This window comes from Nonomuraea sp. NPDC003560 (assembly GCF_042878785.1).
Taxonomy (GTDB): domain Bacteria; phylum Actinomycetota; class Actinomycetes; order Streptosporangiales; family Streptosporangiaceae; genus Nonomuraea.
Genome location: NZ_JBIAOF010000019.1, coordinates 1 through 19,128, shown reverse-complemented (window position 1 = coordinate 19,128; position 19,128 = coordinate 1). Strand labels below are relative to the sequence as shown.

Below are 19,128 nucleotides of genomic sequence, written 5' to 3'. Positions count from 1 at the left end.
CATGGACACTTCTGCCCACGTCATCGTCGCAGGAGGCGGCATCGGCGGCTTATCCCTGGCCCAGGGCCTGCGCAAGGCGGGTCTCCAGACCACCGTCCTGGAGCGCGACCCCTCGGCCGGCCACCGCGCCCAGGGTTACCGCATCAGCCTCAAGGAGACCGGCGCCGCGGCGCTGCGCGCGTGCCTGCCCCCCGGCCTGTACGACCTGGCCGTGGCCACCTCCATCCGCCCGGCCACCCGCATGACGTTCATGGACACCCGGCTGGTCCCCAAGTTCTCCAAGGACGTCCCGCCCCAGCTCCCCGGCGTGGACGGCTTCGGCGTCAACCGGCTCACCCTGCGCGAGATCCTGCTGTCCGGCCTCGACGTGCGCTTCGGCACCGAGTTCACCCGGTACGAGCCGCTGCCCGGCGACCGCGTCCGCGCCCATCTCGCCGACGGCTCCGCCCTGGACGGCGACCTGCTCGCCGGGGCGGACGGCGTCGGTTCCCGCGTCCGCGCCCAGCTCCTCCCCGACGCCGTCGTGGACCGGCTCGACTGGGCCCTGTACGGCAGGACCGCCCTGACCCCCGACCTGCTGGCCGCCACGCCTCCCGACCTGGTCGACACCTTCAACCGGGTCACCGCGCCCGACCACACCGCGATCTCGGTCGCCACCTGCCGCCCCTGCGCGCCGGTGGCCGAGGCCGCCGCCCGGCACGCCCCCGGCGTGGAGCTGACCGACGTCCCCGGTTACTTCTCCTGGACGCTGACCGCCCCAGGCCCCCGGCCGGACGACACCTCCCCCGCCGCCCTGCACCGGCTCGCGCTCGCCACGGTCGCCGGCTGGCACGAGGGCGTGCGCCGGATCGTCGAGCGGGCCGACCCCGAGGCGACGTTCCTGGTGCACACCCACTCGGCCCGGCGCGTACGCCCCTGGGACGAGCCCGCGGTGACCCTGCTCGGCGACGCCGTGCACAGCATGAGCCCGGGACGCGGCGAGGGCGCGAACGTCGCGCTGCGCGACGCCCACATCCTGAGCGCGGGCCTGGCCGCGGCCGCCGCCGCAGGCCGCCCGCTCACCGAGGCGAAGACGGCCTACGAGCACGCCATGCTCGACTACGCGTTCACCGCCGTCGAAGCCTCGTTGCAGCAGCCGTTCGCCCCTTTCGCCCGTCCTGTCCGGCCACCGGCGCGTTGAACCGGCCCGGAGTTACGGATGGAGGCCAGGGGGACGATAGCCTCGTCCCGTGCTGGAAAAGATCGCAGCCACCCGATATGTGACCCCGCTGCGGGAGGGCGGGTCGCTGCCGGGCGTCGTCGAGGCCGACGACCTCGGCACGTACGTGGTGAAGTTCCGCGAGGCGGGGCAGGGCCGGCGGGTGCTCGTCGCGGAGATCATCGCCGCCGAGCTGGGCCGCCGGCTGGGGCTGCGCACCCCCGAGCTCAAGCTCATCGACCTCGACCCGCAGCTCGGCGTCCGCGAGCCCGACGAGGAGGTCCAGGACCTCCTCAAGGCCAGCACCGGCCTCAACCTGGCGGTCGACTTCCTGCCCGGCGCGCTCGGGTTCGACCCGCTGGGCTGGATCCCCGACCCGATGTTCGCCTCCAGGGTCGTCTGGTTCGACGGGCTGATCCACAACATCGACCGGAGCTGGCGCAACCCCAACCTGCTGGTCTGGCACCGCGACACCTGGCTCATCGACCACGGCGCGGCCCTGTGGTTCCACCACAACTGGCGCACGGCCGACCCGCAGCGCCCCTTCGACACCGGCGACCACGTGCTCGCGCCGTTCGCGCCCGACGTGCTCGCCGCCGGCGACGACCTGGCCGGCCGGATCACCCGCGAGCTGCTCGGCGAGGTGACGGCCCTGGTGCCCGACGAATGGCTCGACGGCGAGCCGGGCTTCGACTCAGCCCAGGCCGTGCGGGAGGCCTACATCGGCCATCTGCTGAGCCGGGCGCACGGCCCGCGCGAATGGCTGCTGCGCGGCCCCGACAAGGAACGCAGGGCAGCGGGGCCCGGCTCGGTCGGCGAGTTCTGGCGGGGAGGCAGCCGGTGACCAGAGACGTCTACGAGTACGCGGTGATCCGCGTCATGCCGAAGATCGAGCGCGGCGAGCTGATCAACGCCGGCGTGCTGCTCTACTGCCAGCCGCGCGACTACCTGTGCGCGCGCGTGCACCTCGCCCCGGCCCGCCTGCGCGCCCTCGACCCCGGCGCCGACCTCGACGGCGTGCGCCACGCGCTCAGCGCCTACGAGCGGGCCTGCGGCGACCGGCCGGGCCCCCTCGCGGGCGAGCCGCTGGGCGGCCGGTTCCGCTGGCTGACCGCGCCGCGCAGCACGATCGTCCAGACCGGCCCGGTGCACGCCGGCCTCACCGCCGACCCCGCCACCGAGCTGGCCCGCCTCTTCGACAAGCTGGTCGGCCTCTGAGCCGCACACCCTCAGAACAACACCGACATGAAGGTGTCCACCTCGCGGAACCCCACCTTGCGGTAGACGGCCCGCGCCGAGTGGTTGAAGTCGTTGACGTAGAGCGACACGACGGGGGCGAAGCAGCTCATCGCCGCCTCCACGACCGCCGCCATGCCCGCCACCGCGTGGCCCTTGCCGCGCTGGTCGGGGGCCACCCACACGCCCTGGATCTGGCAGGCGTGCGGCGTGACCGCGCCCACCTCGGCCTTGAACACCACCCGGCCGTCGTCGATGCGCGCGTAGGAGCGGCCGATGCGGATCAGCTCGGCGACCCGGGTGCGGTAGAGCGCGCCGCCGTCGCCGAGGTTGGGCGAGACGCCCACCTCCTCGGTGAACATCGCCACGCACGCCGGCAGCACGATGTCGAACTCCTCGGGCCGCACCCGGCGCACCAGCGGATCGGCGGGCACGGGAGCCTTGCTGGAGGTCGCCATCACCGGCTGCGCCCACCGGATGGCCCGCGCCCTGCCCCAGTGCGGCTCCAGCCGCTCCCACAGCAGGGACACCGCCTCGACGGGGCCCACGATGGACGAGCACCTGCGCCCCTGCTTGCGGGCACGGTCGGCGAACGCGTGCACGGCCTCGGGGCCGGCGTTGACCGGCACCATGTTCGCGCCGGCGTAACAGAGCGACACGAGCCCGCCGCGCGGCCCGAATCCCCACATCTGCCCCCCGAGGCGTGCCGGATGGAGTCCGACGGCCCGCACCCGGGAGGAGACGAAGACGTTGGCGACCGGATCGCAGTCAAGCAGGGCGAGAACCTCGTCCCGGTCGCTGTCGTCGAGCACGCGCGACGCCGATGTACGCAGCATCACATGGTCAGACTACGCGAACGTCCCCCGAATAGCTCACCGGGACAGCACGTCGGTGAGCCGATCGTGACCCTGCGCGCCGCGCGCGGTCATGTGGGCGGCCATGTGGGCGGCCGGAGCCGGGTCCGGCAGGGCCGCGCAGGACGCCGTCCGGGCCGGCAGCGTGCCGTCGGCCAGGTACGCGGCGAGGTGGCCGTCCACGCACCGGTTGCCGGCCAGCGACACGCCGTGGTTGCCGCCCTCGTCGATCACCATGCCGCTGCGCGGGAATCGCCGGTGCATGGCCAGCGCCCCCCGGTACGGCGTCGCGGCGTCGTCGCGCGACTGCAGGAACAACACCGGCGGCAGCTTCGGCGAGCCGTGCACCGCGACCGGCGTGCCGCCCTTGACCGGCCAGAACGCGCACGGCGCGTTGAACCAGGCGTTCGGCCAGGTCAGGAACGGCGCCCGGTGGTGGAGCCGGGTCATGTCGGTGCGCCACTTGGCCCAGTCGCGCGGCCACGCCGCGTCGCGGCACTGCACGCCGAGGTAGACGGCGTAGCCGTTCTCGTCGTCGGCGTCGTTCTTGCCGCGCCGGTTGTACGCCTCCACCAGCGGCTGCACGTCGCCCTTGCGCACGTAGGCGGACCAGGCGCGGGCGAACTCCGGCCACACCCGGTCGGTGTACCCGCCGAGGGTGAAGGTGTCGTCCAGCTCGCTCGGCCCGACCACGCCGCCGGCCGGGCGGGTGCGCAGCCGGTCGCGCATCGCGTAGTAGGCGAACGAGGTCTGCTTCAGCGTGCCGCCCAGCCGGTAGACGTCGTTGTGCCGGGCCGTCCAGGACAGGAAGGCGCGGTGGCGGCGTTCGAAGGCGACGTCCTGGCCCAGGTTCGACCGGTACCAGACGCCCTCGGGGTTGACCGTGCTGTCCATGACCAGCCGCCTGACCCGCTGCGGGAACAGGGTGGCGTAGACGGCCCCGAGGTAGGTGCCGTACGAGTAGCCCAGGTAGCTGATCTTCTCCTCGCCCAGCGCCGCCCTGATCGTGTCCATGTCCCTGGCCGAGTTCTCGGTCGTCAGGTGCGGCAGCATCCAGGCCCAGAGGTCGCCGCAGCGGGTGGCGTACTCGTCGGCCCTGGCCAGCAGCCTGCTCTCGTCGGCGGCCGTGTGCGGCACCGCGTCGGGCCGCGGCGCCCGGTAGTAGGTGTCGGGGTCCACGCAGTGGAGCGACGGCTCGCTGCCGCCGACCCCGCGCGGGTCGAACCCGACGACGTCGTAGCGCTCGCCCAGCCTGTTCGGCAGCCCGTTCGAGACGAACTCGGTCAGGTCACGGCCCGAGGCCCCCGGGCCGCCCGGGTTGATCAGCAGGGTGCCGAGATGGTTGCCGTCCCTGGACACCTTGGCCTTGATGCGGTTGATCGCCAGCTTGATCGACTGGCCCCAGGGGTCGCGGTAGTCGAGCGGCACGCGTACGGTGGCGCACTCCAGGTCGGCCCGGACCGTCTTGCCCTCCTTCGCCGGGCACGGACCCCACACCACCTGTTGCGCCCCCCAGGCCGCGCCCCTGCCGGCCGACGCCACACCGTCCGCGCTGACAACCCCGGCGACCAGCACCGCGATGCCGACGGCAACACTGAATACGCGCTTCACCCAGCCCCTCCCCCTCGTCATGGCCCTGTGATGCTCCCGCGGGCGAGCGGGTCATGACGCCGGGTATGGGGAAAGGCTTGCCAGATTGTAATGGGGCCATTGCACCGGGTGACCGGCCCCTCGGGGCACTCAGCCCACGGTCACCTGGGGCCCGGAGACGTCGTCGTCGTCGAGGTCGACCTCGACGCCCATCTCCTCGGCCAGCCGCAGGGCCTCCTCGATCAGGGTCTCGACGATCTGCGACTCGGGCACGGTCTTGATGACCTCGCCCTTGACGAAGATCTGGCCCTTGCCGTTGCCGGAGGCGACGCCGAGGTCGGCCTCGCGCGCCTCGCCGGGACCGTTGACGACGCAGCCCATGACGGCCACCCGCAGCGGGACCTTGAGCCCCTCCAGGCCCGCCTGGACCTGCTCGGCCAGCGTGTAGACGTCGACCTGGGCCCGGCCGCACGACGGGCAGGAGACGATCTCCAGCCCCCGCTCGCGCAGCCCCAGCGACTCCAGGATCTGGGCGCCGACCTTGACCTCCTCGACGGGCGGCGCGGACAGCGAGACGCGGATGGTGTCGCCGATGCCCTCGGCCAGCAGCGCGCCGAACGCCACGGCGGACTTGACCGTGCCCTGGAAGGCGGGGCCGGCCTCGGTGACGCCGAGGTGGAGCGGGTAGTCGCACTTGGCGGCGAGCAGCCGGTAGGCGTTGATCATGACGACCGGGTCGTTGTGCTTGACCGAGATCTTGATGTCCCTGAAGCCGTGCTCCTCGAACAGCGAGCACTCCCACAGCGCGGACTCCACCAGCGCCTCGGGCGTGGCCTTGCCGTACTTCTGGAGCAGGCGGGGGTCGAGCGACCCGGCGTTGACGCCGATCCTGATCGGCACGCCGTGGTCGGCGGCCGCCCTGGCGATCTCGCCCACCTTGTCGTCGAACTTCTTGATGTTCCCCGGGTTGACGCGGACCGCCGCGCAGCCCGCCTCGATGGCCGCGAACACGTACTTCGGCTGGAAGTGGATGTCGGCGATGACCGGGATCTGGGACTTCTTCGCGATGATCGGCAGCGCGTCCGCGTCGTCCTGCGACGGGACGGCCACGCGCACGATCTGGCAGCCGGACGCCGTCAGCTCGGCGATCTGCTGCAACGTGGCGTTGACGTCGGCGGTGACCGTCGTCGTCATCGACTGGACGGAGACGGGCGCGTCGCCGCCCACGGGAACGCTGCCGACCATGATCTGGCGGGAGTGCCGGCGTTCGGCGAGCGGCTTGGGGCGGACCGTCGGGATGCCGAGTGCTACAGAAGACATTTCTACCCTTAGGTGTGACGACGCTACCCAGTCTAGGTAGCTAGAAGGACTGCCCGGCTGTGAGTTCGGCCGCACGCGCCCGGGCCCAGGCGTCGGCGGCCAGCACCTCCTCCACGCTGGAGGCCGGGGTGACGCGGTGTTCCTCGACGACCTTGGCGACCGTGTCGACGATCGCGGGGAAACGCAGCCCGCCCCTGGTGAACGCCTCGACGCAGACCTCGTTGGCGGCGTTGTAGACGGCGGGCGCGGTGCCGCCCTCGGCGCCGACGTGCCGGGCCAGCGCGACGGCCGGGAAGGCCGCGTCGTCGAGCGGCTCGAAGGTCCAGGTGTGGGCCTTGGTCCAGTCGACGGGCCGGGCGGCGCCGGGCACGCGGGCCGGATGGGCCAGCGCGAGCGCGATCGGCAGGCGCATGTCGGGCGGGCTGGCCTGGGCGATGGTGGAGCCGTCGACGTACTCGACCATGGAGTGGATCACCGACTGCGGGTGGACGACGACCTCGATGCGGTCGAAGCCGATGTCGAACAGCAGGTGGGCCTCGATGACCTCCAGCCCCTTGTTGACCAGGGTGGCGGAGTTGATGGTGATGACCGGGCCCATGGACCAGGTCGGGTGGGCCAGCGCCATCTCGGGGGTGACGTCGGCCATCTCCTCGCGCTTCATGCCCCTGAACGGGCCGCCGCTGGCGGTGATGACGAGCTGCCTGACGACGGCGGGGTCGTGGCCGCCGGGGCCGGACGCCCACAGGCACTGCTGCACCGCCGAGTGCTCGGAGTCGACCGGCAGGATCTGCCCCGGCGCGGCCAGCCGTTTGACCAGCGGCCCGCCGATGATCAGGGACTCCTTGTTGGCCAGCGCGAGCGTGCGGCCGGCCTCCAGCGCGACCAGCGTGGACGTCAGGCCCAGCGCGCCGGTGATGCCGTTGAGCACGGTGTCGCACCGCCAGCCCGCGACCTCGGCGACGCCCTCGTGGCCGCCCAGCACGACGGGGGACGCCCCGCGCGCGGCCAGCGCCTCCTTCAGCGCCGGGACGGCGGCGGCGTCGGCCACCGCCACGACCTCCACGCCGAACCGGGCCGCCTGCGCGGCCAGCTCCTCGACCCTGCCGCCCCCGGCCGCGAGCCCGGTGACCTCGAACCCGGTGGGGTCGGCGGCGATGACGTCGAGGGCCTGGGTGCCGACCGAGCCGGTGGAGCCGAGCACGACGACGGAGCGGAGGGTCTCTGCATGCACGTGTCCATTGTCCCCGCTGCCGGACGCGGACGGGCACGTGAGGGGCCGACCGGCGCGATCCCGGCTCCTGAGTGACGCGCGATAACCCAGGCCATTTAAGTCCAAATATCGCTATATCGGGATGCGCATATCTTGAGAAATCCTGATTATTGTGCGGCTACCTTCCAAGCCCCAGCTCCGGTTTCGGGAGGTTACGTAATGCCCCGCAGATTTGCCCTGCTCTCCATCCTCACCCTCGCCGCCGGGAGCATCGCCCTGCTCCCGGGCACCGCGGCCCAGGCCGGCGCGGCACCCCGTCCCGCCCAGCACGCCGCCGCGGACTCGACGTCCGAGCAACGGCAGGTCACGCGGTACTGGACCGAGGCCCGCATGGAGAGCGCGCAGCCGCTCGACCTGCCCGCGCCCGAGAACGGCGGGAAGTCGGCCCACAGCGCGGCGGCCGAGCCCGGCGAGCCCGGCGGCGGCACCCCCTGGCAGGCGCCGCCCACCGGCGGCCGGGACGACGGGCGGCAGCTCCGGTCGGCCAACAGCTCCGGCGCCCCCTGGAGCGGCGGCGGCGCCGCCGTGAAGACCACCGGCCGGGTCTTCTTCACCTACCAGGGACGCAGCGCCTCCTGCTCGGGCTCGGCGGTGACCAGCGCGAACAAGAGCGTGGTGCTGACCGCCGGCCACTGCGTCAAGCTCGGCGGCGCCTTCCACACGAACTGGGTGTTCGTGCCCGGCTACGCCGCCGGCCAGCGCCCCTTCGGCACCTGGCCGGCCGCCAAGCTGCTGACCACCCCCCAGTGGAACGCCAGTGAGGACGTCAACTTCGACGTGGCCGCCGCCGTGGTGGCCCAGGTGGACGGCAAGAGCCTGGTGGACGTCGTCGGCGGCCAGGGCGTGGCCTTCAACCAGCCGCGTGGCCGGCAGATGTACTCCTTCGGCTACCCGGCCGCCGCCCCCTACGACGGCTCGAAGCTCATCTACTGCAGCGGCCGCACGTTCGACGACTTCCTGCTCTCCGACGACCTCGGTCTGACCTGCGACATGACCGGCGGCGCGAGCGGCGGCCCGTGGATGCTGAATTTCGACGAGTCGACCGGTCTCGGCACGCAGAACTCGGTCAACAGCTTCAAATACAACTTCGCCCCCAACTGGATGTTCGGCCCGTATTTCGGAAACGAAGCGCAGGCCGTGTACCAAGCAGCGCAGACCACCGGCACACTCTGATCAATTTACGGAAAGTAGCCACAAGAACACACGTCGTGGTGCACACTCGGGGGCCATGACCCTGAGCACCTCCCTGCTTGCGGCCGCCCCGCTGATCGCGGGGCTGACGGGACCGGCGATCCTCGGCGCGGTCCCCGGCCAGCACCAGGTCGATCGTCCCGCCGTCGAGCAGGCCGTCGAGCACACCGCGGCCCGGCGGAGCATGGTGGTCGAGCACGAGGCCGCGCGGAGCGACGCCGAGCAGCGGCGCGTGCTCGGCTACTGGACCCCGCAACGCATGGCGGCGGCCCTGCCCATCGGTCTGCTCGACTCCGTGACCGACGGCGACGGCCTGCTCGGCGGCCTGACCGGGCGCGGCGGGGTGCAGGCGAAGCCCGGCGGGTCCGGCGGGACCGACGGGTCCGGCGGCCGCACCGAGATCAACGTCGGCCGCCGGCACCAGGCGTCGTCACGGCCCCAGGCCAGCACGATCGGCGCGCGCTGGAGCACCGGCGGAGCCGTGACCAGGACCACCGGGCGGGTGTTCCTGACCCTGGCGGGCGCCGACTTCGTCTGCTCGGCCAGCACGGTCACCAGCGCCAGCAGAGACCTCGTCGTCACCGCCGGCCACTGCGTCAAGGACGGCGCCGGCGAATGGGCCCAGAACTGGACGTTCGTCCCCGGCTACGGCAGGGGCGGCGAGCAGCCCTACGGCCAGTACGCGGCCCGCCGCATGTTCGTGTCCGCCCCCTGGTCGCGCTCGGGCGACGACAACCACGACGTCGGCATGGTCGCCCTGGCCACCTCGGGCGGGCGGCACGTCGCCGACGTGGTGGGCACCCAGGACATCGCCTTCAACACCGCGCGCGGCGGCCAGACCTACGGCTTCGGCTACCCGGCCGACCCGCCCTACGACGGCGACCAGCTCGTCTACTGCGCCGGGCGGCTGCGCGACGACCCGTACAAGCAGACGCACGACCAGGGGCTGGGCTGCGCCATGACCGCCGGGTCGAGCGGCGGCCCCTGGCTGTCCGGCTTCGACCCGATGACCGGCCGCGGCACGGTCACCTCGCTGAGCAGCTTCAAGTACAGCGACGACCAGCACACCATGTACGGCCCGTACTTCGGCCAGGCCGCCAAGACGGTCTACGCCACGGCCGAACGCGCCTGAAAGCCACCGCCGGACGCGCGCTTGAAAGCCACCGCCGAACGCGCCTGAGAAACGGCGCCGGACGCACGACCGCCCCGCGCCGGGGAGGCGCGGGGCGGGCCGGGAGCTACAGCGACAGGCCGGTGAGCACCATGACCTTCTCGTAGGTCAGGTCCTCCATGGCCGAGTGCAGGCCCTCGCGGCCGATGCCGGAGTCCTTCACGCCGCCGTACGGCATCTGGTCGGCCCGGTACGACGGCACGTCGCCGATGATCACGCCGCCGACCTCCAGCTCGCGGTTGGCCTTGAAGGCGGCGTCCAGGGAGCGGGTGAAGACGCCGGCCTGGAGGCCGTACTTGGAGTCGTTGACCATGGCGTACGCCTCGTCGATCGACGCGGCCGGCTGGAGGATCATGACCGGCCCGAAGACCTCCTCGCAGGCCACCTTGGCGTCGTGCGGGACGTCGGCCAGCACGGTCGGCGCGACCGTGGCGCCCTCGCGGGTGCCGCCGGCCAGGACGCGGGCGCCGGCGGCGACCGCCTCGCGCACCCACTGCTCCACACGCTCGGCGGCGGCCTCCGACACCAGCGGCCCGACCTGGGTCTTCTCGTCGGCCGGGTCACCCGTGACGAGCGCGCCGACGGCCGGCAGCAGCCGCTCGACGAACGCGTCGTAGACCGGCTGCTCGACGATCACCCGCTGGACGGCGATGCAGCTCTGACCGGCCTGGTAGTTGGAGAACAGGGCGATGCGCTGCGCGGCCCAGTCGAGGTCGGCGTCGGCCAGCACGACGGCCGCGGCGTTGCCGCCCAGCTCCAGGGTCACGTGCTTGCGCGGCACCTGGTCGGCGATGGCGTAGCCGACGGGCGCGGAGCCGGTGAAGGAGACCACGGGCAGGCGGGGGTCGTCGACGAGGGCGGCGGCGCGCTCGTTCTGCACGGGCAGCACCGAGAACATGCCCGCGGGCAGGTCGGTCTCGGCCAGGATCTCGCCGAGAACCAGCGAGGACAACGGCGTGGCCGGCGCGGGCTTGACGATGATCGGGGCGCCGACGGCGATGGCGGGCGCGACCTTGTGGGCGACCAGGTTCAGCGGGAAGTTGAACGGGGTGATCGCCAGCACCGGGCCCTTGGGCACGCGGGAGACGTAGGCGAGACGGCCCGCGGCGGCCGGCTCGGTGTCGAGCCGCTGCACCTGGCCGGACCAGCGGCGGGCCTCCTCGGCGGCGAAGCGGAACGTGGAGATGGCGCGGTTGACCTCGCCGCGCGCCCAGAAGATCGGCTTGCCGTTCTCGGCGGTGATCAGGTGGGCGATCTCGTCGGCCCGCTCGGCCAGTCGGCGCGAGACGTGGGCCAGGGCCTCGGCACGTACGTGCACGGGCAGCGCGGCGGCCTCGCGCGAGACCGCGTGGGCGGCCGCGGCGGCCTCCTCGACCTGAGCATCGGTCGGTACGGAGTACCGGCCGACCGCACGACCGTCATGGGGGTTGGTCACGGTGAGATCGGTTTCGCCGGTGGCGGGCCGGCCGGCAAGCCAGAAGGTACGCACGTCCATACCCACGACGTTATGCCAAGCGGGAGGCCGGGGATTTACACCACGGTGCACAAGACTCCCATGAGCGCTCACCGTTAAGTACAAGCCCTGGTGTATACCCATGATGTAACAGAAGTAGACCCAATTCGGGATGTTTACCATGCGGAGTGGTTTGAGCGATCTCCGCCATGGCTAAGTCATCGGGTGCGGGTCTCCAGCGCGGTGGGCCCCCGATCAGAAAGGCGTGGGCCCCGTGACCGAGCAAAGTGAGGTCACAAGGACACTGAGCTCCTTGGTCGCTGGGGAGGTCGCATGACCTCGACCCCGCTGGGCCTGCAGGGCGCCTACCTGCTGGGCGAGCGCGCCACCCACGACGAACTCCGTTCCCGCCTGCTCGACGTAGCGGTGAACCTGCTTCAGAGCGAGGGTCCCGACAGTCTGACCATGCGCAGGATCGCGGCCGAGGCCGGCTGCACGACGACCGTCATCTACACGATGTTCGGCAACCGGGAGGGCCTGGCCGAGGCGCTGTATCTGGAGGGTTTCGAGCGTTTCCGCCGCTTTCTCGAAGCGGTCCCGCAGCGGCGCAACCCGCTGGAGTACCTGACCGCGCTCGGCCCCGCCTACCGGCAGGCGTGCCTGTCCGAGCCCGGCTACTACAACCTGATGTTCGAACGGGCCATCCCCGGTTTCGAGCCCAGCGAGCGGGCCAGGACGCTCGCCCGCGCGGCGCTGAACATCCTCGACCGGGTGATCGCCGACTGCATCTCCGCCGGCTACCTGACGCCGACCCAGCCACGCAAGATCGCCGACGCGCTCTGGGCCGCCGCGCAGGGCGCGATCAGCCTGGAACGGGCCGGCCACCTGCGGGACGACCGCACGTACGAGGCGGTCACCCTGGCCACGATCTGCTGCTACCTGGTGGACAAGGACAGCCTGCCCTCGGCCCCCGGCCGCTGAAGGCCGCTGAAGCACCCGCAGGCCAGCGGCGGGCCCAGCGGTGGCCCAGGGGCCCAGCGGTGGGCTCAGCGGCGGGCCGCCTCCAGGGCGAGCCACAGCTCGGCCCGTACGCCCGGGTCGTCGAGGTCGCGGCCGAGGAGTTCGGCGACGCGGCGCATGCGGTAGCGCAGGGTGTGCCGGTGGACGCCGAGCCGCTGGGCGGCGGCGTCCCAGTGGCCGTTGCTGTCGAGGTAGGCGCGCAGCGACTCGACCAGGTCGGCGCGGGATCCGTACGCGGTGAGCGGGGCCAGCAGCGCGCCGGAGAACGCGCGCAGAGTGTCGGCGTCCAGCAGCGCGAGCAGGCCCTGCCCGGCCAGGTCGGCGAAGCGCGTCACGCCGCCGTCGCTGTGGGCCAGCGCGCGGCGTGCCTGGTCGAGCGCGTCGCGCAGGCCGTCGTAGCGGCAGGGCGAGCTCAACCCGACCGGCCCCTCCACCTCCCGCGCCACCTTCTCCGCGCCCCCCTCGGACACCAGGCAGACACTCACCGGCTCCCCGCCCTGAAACCCGCCACCCCTCCCCCTGCCGCTGCCACCACCGTGACCGCCGCCGGAACCACCACCGTGATCGCCGCCTGAACCATCGCCGTGAGCGCCGCCGTGAGCGCCGCCGTGAGCGCCGCCGTGAGCGCCGCCGTGAGCGCCGCCGTGAGCGCCGCCTTCACCGCCGGTGCCGTCGTCGAGGAGCGCTGTGAAGCCGTGCGGTTCCAGGGTCTCCAGGGCGGCCGCGCCCGCCGCCAGGACCACCAGCGGCTCGCCGGGCAGCCGCGCGCCGAGCGTGGCGGCCACCGCCCGCGCCTGCTCGACCGCCCCGCCGAGCAGCAGCTCCAGCACGGCCGAGCGGAGCCGCCGGCCGGCCTCCCGCTGGGCCCTGCCCTGCTCCATGGCGAGCGTGAGCAGCGAGCCGGCGGCGTTGATCACCGTGTGGGTCACCGGCGAGAACGGCTTGCGGGCGCCGACCGCGAAGAAGCCGCGCGGCCGTGGACCGCCGCCGAGCGGCTGGATCACGACGTGCTCGTCGGGCCCGGACAACGCGAGACTCGCCGGCACCCGCTCACCGGCCTGGACCGCACCGCGCCTCCGCGCCCCGACCGGCACGCCGGCGCCCACCCGCTGCCCAGCCTGGCCACCACCCCGCACGCGTTCGCCGGCCGGCGCGCCACCGCCCATCCGCTCACCAGCCAGGCCACCACCCCGCACGCGTTCCCCGCCCGGCGCGCCACCGCGCACCCGCTCGCCGCCCTGCCACGCGGTGGCGACGGGTTCGCCGGTGAGAGTGCGCTCTGCCCCGGCGGTCTGGTCGGGCTGGGGTCTTGCCGGGCCGCCGGCGCGCAGCCGGCGCAGCTCGGCCACCACGACCGGCACGTCGGCCCCCGGCGTGGCGTGCCGGAGCTCGCCCGTCTCGTCGAGCAGCGCCGCCCACCCGTCGATCTCCTTGGCCACCCGGTCGATGACCGCGTGCATGCCCTCCGGACGCAGCGCCGCCCGGGTCAGCCGCCCCTGCGCGGCGAAGGCGCGGGTGATCTCGTCGTACTGCTCGGCCGCGAGCAGCTCGCTGACCACCTTGCCGATGGCGATGAACGGCGTCTCGCGCGGCACCTCGAACAGCGGCAGCCCCGCCTCGTCGGCGGCCGCGACCAGGGCGGCCGGGACGTGCTCGTGGGAGAGCCCGACGCCGAAGCCGAGCCCGGCCACCTCACGGCTCACCAGCCGGGCGACATATCCGGAGAAGTCGCCTTCCAGGCGGATCCCGGTCGTCAGCAGCAGCTCCGAGCCCTCAAGGAACGGCGTCGGGTCCTCCAGCTCGCTGACCGCCACCCAGCGCACCTCCGCGTCGAGCGCTCCGGCGGCCGCCGCGCCCGCCAGCTGACGCAACTTCATCCGTCGCGCCACGGTGCGTAGCGAAGGTGCCATACGAGTTTGTCCATTCCGGCAAAGGCGAGCACCCCCAGTGTGCCATATCGACGTATCGGCCCAGGTCGGAGCCCGACGTAGCGTCGAGCCCATGAGCATTCCCCAGGAGCGGCGCGTCGTGACCGCGATCCCAGGCCCCAAGTCGCAGGAGCTGCTGGCCCGCAAGCAGGCCGCCGTCCCCTCCGGCATCGGCACCACGCTGCCGGTCTTCGTCACCCGCGCCGGCGGCGGCATCCTCCAGGACGCCGACGGGAACTCTCTAGTCGACTTCGGCTCCGGCATCGCCGTGACGAACGTGGGCAACTCCGCGCCGAAGGTCGTCGAGCGCGTCCAGAAGCAGGCGGCCGACTTCACCCACACCTGTTTCATGGTCACCCCGTACGAGTCGTACGTGCAGGTCTGCGAGAAGCTCAACGAGCTGACCCCCGGCGACCACGAGAAGCGCACCTTCCTGGTGAACTCCGGCGCCGAGGCCGTCGAGAACGCCGTCAAGGTGGCCCGGCACGCCACCGGCAGGCAGGCCGTCGTGGTGTTCGACCACGGCTACCACGGCCGCACGCTGCTCTCGATGACCATGACCGCCAAGAACATGCCGTACAAGCAGGGCTTCGGCCCGTACGCGCCCGAGGTGTACCGGGTGCCGCTGGCCTACCCGTTCCGCTGGCCGACGGGCGCGGACAACTGCGCGGAGGAGGCCGCCGCGCAGGCCATCGACCAGATCAACAAGCAGGTCGGGGCGGAGAACGTGGCCGCCGTGGTGATCGAGCCGATCGCCGGCGAGGGCGGTTTCATCGTCCCGGCCAGGGGCTTCCTGCCGCGGATCGCCGAGTTCTGCCGGGCGAACGGCATCGTGTTCGTGGCCGACGAGGTCCAGACCGGCTTCGCGCGTACCGGTCACCTGTTCGCCTGCGAGGACGAGGGCGTCGTCCCCGACATCATCTGCACCGCCAAGGGCATCGCGGGCGGCCTGCCGCTGGCCGCCGTGACCGGCCGCGCCGACCTGATGGACCACGTGCACGTCGGCGGCCTGGGCGGCACGTACGGCGGCAACCCGCTGGCCTGCGAGGCCGCGCTCGGCGTCCTGGAGACCATCGAGTCGGAGGACCTGGTCGCCAAGGCCCGCCGCATCGGCGAGATCATGCTCCCCCGCCTCCGCTCGCTCCAGGAGCGGTTCCCGGCGATCGGCGACGTGCGCGGACGCGGCGCGATGATCGCGATCGAGCTGGTCGAGCCTGGCACGAAGAACCCGGACCCGGCGGCCGTCCAGGAGATCGTCAAGCGCTGCCACGCCGAGGGCCTGGTGGTCCTGACCGCCGGCACGTACGGCAACGTGCTGCGCTTCCTGCCCCCGCTGGTCATGCCCGAGCACCTGCTTGAGGAGGGCCTGGGGATCCTGGAGAAGGCCATCTCCGCTCTATAGCAAAGACCGAAAAATCGGGCATCCGGCTTGCGGCTGGATGCCCGATTTTGTGTGTGTAACGCAGGTCACTCGGGTAGAGAATTCACCCTGGCTTGACGCTCAGCTAGACGATCACGGCCTCGGTCAGGGTTATAACGGATCCGGACATGCGGAGGGGCGATGGCAGCTGGGAGCGTGATGAACTGGGGTCCCACCAGAACGGCACGGAGTATGTTGACGTTCGACCCTGAGGGCCTGACGCCGGCCCAGCGCGACGGCGACGCCTGCGTGGTGTGCCACAAGAGGTGGCCGCGGCCCCGGGTCCGGGTCGGCAAACTGCCCGACAACTCCTCCGTGCTCGCCTGCACCGAATGCGCCGAGGCGCTCCTGCCCGCTCCCATGGCGACCGTGGTGGCCTTCCCCGGCCGCTAGACCGGCCGCTAGACCGGCCGGCGGTCACGACCGTCAGGCCGCCGCGGCCGTCTCGCGCAGGCCCCACGGCGAGCCGTACTCGCGCAGCAGGTCGAGGAACGGCACCGCGTCGAACGCCTCGGGGCCGAGCACGCCCTCGCCCTTCCACACCCCGGTCGCCACCAGCTCCAGCGCGACGACCGGATGGATCGCCGTCTGCCACACGACGGCCTGGGAGCCGTACTCCCGCATCGACCACTCGTTGTCCACCACGTGGTACAGGTACACCTCGCGCGGCGAGCCGTCCTTGCCGGTGCCCTTGACCCACGTGCCCGCGCAGGTCTTGCCGCGCATGCGGGCGCCCAGCGTCGCCGGGTCCGGCAGGCTCGCGGCGACCATGTCGCGCGGCGCCACCTCCGCCCCGCCCACCCTGATCTTGTCGGCGCTGTCCAGGCCCAGCTTGCGCAGCGTCTTCAGCACGCCGATGAACTCCTCGCCGAGCCCGTACTTGAACGTCACCCGCCGCGCCGGGATCCACCTCGGGACGAGCAGCACCTCCTCGTGCTCGACGTTCACGCACTCCACGGGCCCGATGCCGTCGGGGAAGTCGAACACCTCGGGCTCGCTGAACGGCTCGGTGGTGCGCCACTGCCCGTCCTCCCAGACGACGGGCGGGTTCAGGCACTCCTCGATGGTGGTCCAGATGGAGAACGTGGGCGCGAAGTCGTAGCCGTCCACGACGAGGTTGGCGCCGTCCCTGATGCCGATCTCGTCGATCTCGTCGAACAGGTGGTCGGCGGCGTAGCGGGCGAACACGTCCGCGAGCCCCGGCTCGACGCCCATGCCGACCAGCGCGAGCCGGCCCGCGCCGCGCCACTCGCCGTCGCGCTCGAACTGCCGGTCCCCCAGCTTCACCCCGGGCTTGCGGTACGGCTCGCGCGGATGCGGCTTCGACAACGACATCGCCATGTCCAGGTAGTGGGCCCCGGCCTCCAGGGCTGCCTCGAACAGCGGCATCGTGAAGCGCGGATCGACCGCGTTGAACAGCACGTCACATCGGTGCTCCCGGAGCGCCGCGGCGACCTGGGCCCGGTCGGAGGCGTCCAGCTGGATGGCGGTGAAGCGGGGGTCGTCCACGGCGGCGACGGCGCGGGCCGCCCGGCTCTGTTGGGAGTCGGCCACCACGATGTGTTCGTAGAAATGGCGGCGGGCGGCGATGGGCACCACGGCGGAGCCGACGCCTCCGGCGCCGACAAGAAGGATTCTCATGGAGAGACCATACTCACTGACTGGTCATTCAGTCGAATTTTCGCACCGACGAGTCCCGGCACCTGGACGCTCTTCAGCCCGGGAACAGCAAGACGCCGTGGACGTCCTTCAGCCCGGAGACGGCGAGACGCCCCGGGACAGGGGGGAAGGCCCGGGGCGTCTCAGCAGGCGCACCCGGGGGAAGGCGCGCCCGCGATGGGGTCGAGCGGGGGCGGAGATCTCACCTACTCGGCGAGTTCGGCCCACCGTTTCCCCCAGACGGCATAATCAGTGCATTCCCCGTCCTCGCCGCGGCAACCGCCCGGCGGCCGGACGGCGAAGGCAATCCGGTCGAGCCGCTTGGGGTCGTCGGCGCCGTACAGGTCGCAGATCGACTTGGCCCGGCCCTTGCACGCCTTGTCGTTGGCCGGCGCGAGCCCCACCCAGGCGGCCGCGTCGCGCTGGGCGTCGGCCGCGGTCATCCAGGTCAGCCAGCGGTAGGCACAGGTGGTGTCGGGCAGGTTGGCGCCGAGCATCCAGGAGTCGAGCCAGCCGGTGGCCGTCTTGGCGCCGACCGTCCGGACCGGCTTGCCGGCCTTCTGCAGCAGCAGGCGATAGTACGGTGTGGCCTGCGCGTAATCCAGCGACCCGGTGGCGAAGCCCTTGATCAGGTCGATCGGCTTGCGCCAGTAGGTGCGCTCCTTCTGCTGCCCGAGCAGCGCCATGGCCCGGTCGAGCTGCTCCGGGCTCAGCTCGTACGGGTCCTTGACGGTGGCGTCGGTCAGCGCGGCGTCGGCGATGGTCAGCGGGGTGTCGCGGAGCGCGGCCCGGCCGGAGGCGAACGCCTGGCTCATGCTCGCGTCCTTGACCCTGGCCGAGTCGTAGATGAACTCGTGGTACCCCCACAGGAACGGCACGCCGTAGACCTTGCCGGACACCTTCGTCATGTCGCGGAAACGCTCGTTCAGGTCGTCGTAGCCGCTCACCTTGGCCGGGTCGATCGGCTGCACCAGCTTGCGCGTGATCAGGTCGCCGGCCAGCGCCGGGCCCGCCGAGATCAGGTCGTACGGGCGCTCGGCGGCCGCGACGGCCCGCTCCATCTCCTCGGCGGTGCGGACGGTGTCGACGCGGGCCAGGCGGCAGCCGGTCTCCTTCTCGAAGGAGCCGACCCAGTTGGCCTTGGAGCTGAGGCCGCCGTACTCGGCGTAGCCGCGGTAAGTGAGGATCTGCAGCGTGCCGTCGCTCTGGGTGGCCGTGGGCGACGGCGTGGCCGACGGGGTCGGCTTCGGGCTGGGCTTGGCGGCCGGCTGTGCTGCCTGCTGAGCCGCCTGCCCGGCAGCCGAGGACACCGCTCCCGTGCCGGCGACCAGCGCCGCCGCGGCCAGCGCCACGGCGGATATGCGACGGCGTCTCACGATGTCCCCCCTTGTCCGTTGCGCTGGAGCTTACCGGGGACGGGACCGGGAGGGACGCCGGTCCCTCCCGGCCGTGAGGCGTGAGTTACCCGTTCGTGGGGAAGCCGAGGTTCACACCACCGTGGGACGGGTCCAGCCAGCGCGAGGTCACCACCTTGCCCCGCGTGTAGAACTGCACCCCCTCGGTGCCGTGCACATGCGTGTCACCGAACAACGACGACTTCCACCCACCGAAACTGTAGAACGCCATCGGCACCGGGATCGGCACGTTGATCCCGACCATCCCCACCTCGACCTCGTTCTGGAACCGGCGCGCCGCACCCCCGTCATTGGTGAAGATCGCCGTACCGTTGCCGTACACACCCTCGTTGATCACCCGCAGGCCCTCCTCGTACGAGGACACCCGCACCACCGACAACACCGGACCGAAGATCTCCTCGGT

17 protein-coding genes are annotated in these 19,128 nt (G+C 72.2%); 8 read left to right on the top strand and 9 right to left on the bottom strand.

What is annotated here, in order from left to right:
• Position 1: 1 nt before the first annotated feature.
• Genes ACFYUV_RS47395 through ACFYUV_RS47385 form a run of 3 tightly spaced genes read left to right on the top strand, consistent with a single transcriptional unit; the run spans position 2 to position 2,416 of the window.
• Positions 2–1,180, top strand: coding sequence for an FAD-dependent oxidoreductase (locus ACFYUV_RS47395; protein ID WP_387681800.1), 1,179 nt, complete (start codon positions 2–4; stop codon positions 1,178–1,180).
• A 49-nt stretch (positions 1,181–1,229) separates the two neighbouring features.
• On the top strand, positions 1,230–2,042 hold the full coding sequence (locus ACFYUV_RS47390; RefSeq protein ID WP_387681797.1) for a HipA family kinase: 813 nt from the start codon (positions 1,230–1,232) through the stop codon (positions 2,040–2,042).
• Positions 2,039–2,416 (top strand): DUF3037 domain-containing protein, encoded by a 378-nt coding sequence (locus ACFYUV_RS47385; protein ID WP_387681794.1) that lies wholly within the window; start codon positions 2,039–2,041, stop codon positions 2,414–2,416. Before ACFYUV_RS47390 ends, ACFYUV_RS47385 begins: the two co-directional genes overlap by 4 nt.
• 11 nt (positions 2,417–2,427) lie before the next feature.
• Here the strand turns inward: ACFYUV_RS47385 and ACFYUV_RS47380 are convergent, their stop codons facing one another.
• The 4 genes from ACFYUV_RS47380 to dxr all read right to left on the bottom strand — a co-directional run bounded on the left by ACFYUV_RS47380 (position 2,428) and on the right by dxr (position 7,429).
• Entirely contained in the window at positions 2,428–3,270 is an 843-nt protein-coding gene (locus ACFYUV_RS47380; RefSeq protein WP_387682115.1) for a GNAT family N-acetyltransferase, read from the bottom strand.
• A gap of 36 nt (positions 3,271–3,306) precedes the next feature.
• Positions 3,307–4,899, bottom strand: a complete 1,593-nt coding sequence (locus tag ACFYUV_RS47375) for an alpha/beta hydrolase (protein WP_387681791.1) — start codon at positions 4,897–4,899, stop codon at positions 3,307–3,309.
• Between the two features lie 129 nt (positions 4,900–5,028).
• Complete coding sequence (ispG, locus tag ACFYUV_RS47370) at positions 5,029–6,198, bottom strand: flavodoxin-dependent (E)-4-hydroxy-3-methylbut-2-enyl-diphosphate synthase (protein WP_358298617.1); 1,170 nt, start codon at positions 6,196–6,198, stop codon at positions 5,029–5,031.
• A 40-nt stretch (positions 6,199–6,238) separates the two neighbouring features.
• Entirely contained in the window at positions 6,239–7,429 is a 1,191-nt protein-coding gene (gene dxr, locus ACFYUV_RS47365) for a 1-deoxy-D-xylulose-5-phosphate reductoisomerase (RefSeq protein WP_387681788.1), read from the bottom strand.
• A gap of 198 nt (positions 7,430–7,627) precedes the next feature.
• Here dxr and ACFYUV_RS47360 point away from each other — a divergent pair, with 198 nt between their 5' ends.
• Positions 7,628–8,641 (top strand): peptidase, encoded by a 1,014-nt coding sequence (locus ACFYUV_RS47360; protein WP_387681786.1) that lies wholly within the window; start codon positions 7,628–7,630, stop codon positions 8,639–8,641.
• 55 nt (positions 8,642–8,696) lie between these two features.
• Positions 8,697–9,791 carry a trypsin-like serine peptidase gene (locus tag ACFYUV_RS47355; protein ID WP_387681784.1) on the top strand — a complete coding sequence of 365 codons (1,095 nt, stop codon included), beginning with the start codon at positions 8,697–8,699 and terminating at the stop codon, positions 9,789–9,791.
• A 106-nt stretch (positions 9,792–9,897) separates the two neighbouring features.
• Here ACFYUV_RS47355 and ACFYUV_RS47350 read toward each other — a convergent pair whose 3' ends face one another.
• Complete coding sequence (locus ACFYUV_RS47350; protein ID WP_387681782.1) at positions 9,898–11,325, bottom strand: aldehyde dehydrogenase family protein; 1,428 nt, start codon at positions 11,323–11,325, stop codon at positions 9,898–9,900.
• A gap of 291 nt (positions 11,326–11,616) precedes the next feature.
• Here ACFYUV_RS47350 and ACFYUV_RS47345 point away from each other — a divergent pair, with 291 nt between their 5' ends.
• Positions 11,617–12,264, top strand: coding sequence for a TetR/AcrR family transcriptional regulator (locus tag ACFYUV_RS47345; RefSeq protein ID WP_352362964.1), 648 nt, complete (start codon positions 11,617–11,619; stop codon positions 12,262–12,264).
• 65 nt (positions 12,265–12,329) lie between these two features.
• On the opposite strand, the gene ACFYUV_RS47340 is transcribed toward ACFYUV_RS47345, so the two are convergent.
• A complete protein-coding gene (locus ACFYUV_RS47340; RefSeq protein ID WP_387681779.1) occupies positions 12,330–14,180 on the bottom strand; it encodes a PucR family transcriptional regulator in 1,851 nt (616 codons plus the stop codon).
• Positions 14,181–14,304: 124 nt separating this feature from the next.
• On the opposite strand from ACFYUV_RS47340, the gene gabT reads away from it, so the two are divergent.
• Entirely contained in the window at positions 14,305–15,633 is a 1,329-nt protein-coding gene (gene gabT, locus ACFYUV_RS47335; protein WP_387681777.1) for a 4-aminobutyrate--2-oxoglutarate transaminase, read from the top strand.
• A 210-nt stretch (positions 15,634–15,843) separates the two neighbouring features.
• Positions 15,844–16,044: a hypothetical protein gene (locus ACFYUV_RS47330; RefSeq protein ID WP_352362958.1), complete on the top strand. Its 201-nt coding sequence runs from the start codon at positions 15,844–15,846 to the stop codon at positions 16,042–16,044.
• A 33-nt stretch (positions 16,045–16,077) separates the two neighbouring features.
• Here the strand turns inward: ACFYUV_RS47330 and ACFYUV_RS47325 are convergent, their stop codons facing one another.
• From ACFYUV_RS47325 to ACFYUV_RS47315, 3 genes are all read right to left on the bottom strand, one after another.
• Positions 16,078–17,292: a saccharopine dehydrogenase C-terminal domain-containing protein gene (locus ACFYUV_RS47325; RefSeq protein ID WP_352362956.1), complete on the bottom strand. Its 1,215-nt coding sequence runs from the start codon at positions 17,290–17,292 to the stop codon at positions 16,078–16,080.
• A gap of 224 nt (positions 17,293–17,516) precedes the next feature.
• Positions 17,517–18,686 carry an extracellular solute-binding protein gene (locus ACFYUV_RS47320; RefSeq protein WP_387681772.1) on the bottom strand — a complete coding sequence of 390 codons (1,170 nt, stop codon included), beginning with the start codon at positions 18,684–18,686 and terminating at the stop codon, positions 17,517–17,519.
• 85 nt (positions 18,687–18,771) lie between these two features.
• Positions 18,772–19,128, bottom strand: a 357-nt coding sequence (locus tag ACFYUV_RS47315; RefSeq protein WP_387681769.1) for an aldehyde dehydrogenase family protein, incomplete at its 5' end; no start/stop codon positions are given.

Bases quoted from the DNA above. Each gene is read 5' to 3' on its own strand.
- ACFYUV_RS47325 (WP_352362956.1), bottom strand. From the start codon at position 17,292: ATGAGAATCCTTCTTGTCGGCGCCGGAGGCGTCGGCTCCGCCGTGGTG.
- ACFYUV_RS47355 (WP_387681784.1), top strand. From the start codon at position 8,697: ATGACCCTGAGCACCTCCCTGCTTGCGGCCGCCCCGCTGATCGCGGGG.
- gabT (WP_387681777.1), top strand. From the start codon at position 14,305: ATGAGCATTCCCCAGGAGCGGCGCGTCGTGACCGCGATCCCAGGCCCC.
- ACFYUV_RS47330 (WP_352362958.1), top strand. From the start codon at position 15,844: ATGTTGACGTTCGACCCTGAGGGCCTGACGCCGGCCCAGCGCGACGGC.
- ACFYUV_RS47360 (WP_387681786.1), top strand. From the start codon at position 7,628: ATGCCCCGCAGATTTGCCCTGCTCTCCATCCTCACCCTCGCCGCCGGG.
- ACFYUV_RS47350 (WP_387681782.1), bottom strand. From the start codon at position 11,325: ATGGACGTGCGTACCTTCTGGCTTGCCGGCCGGCCCGCCACCGGCGAA.
- ACFYUV_RS47395 (WP_387681800.1), top strand. From the start codon at position 2: ATGGACACTTCTGCCCACGTCATCGTCGCAGGAGGCGGCATCGGCGGC.
- ACFYUV_RS47380 (WP_387682115.1), bottom strand. From the start codon at position 3,270: ATGCTGCGTACATCGGCGTCGCGCGTGCTCGACGACAGCGACCGGGAC.
- ispG (WP_358298617.1), bottom strand. From the start codon at position 6,198: ATGTCTTCTGTAGCACTCGGCATCCCGACGGTCCGCCCCAAGCCGCTC.
- ACFYUV_RS47340 (WP_387681779.1), bottom strand. From the start codon at position 14,180: ATGAAGTTGCGTCAGCTGGCGGGCGCGGCGGCCGCCGGAGCGCTCGAC.
- ACFYUV_RS47345 (WP_352362964.1), top strand. From the start codon at position 11,617: ATGACCTCGACCCCGCTGGGCCTGCAGGGCGCCTACCTGCTGGGCGAG.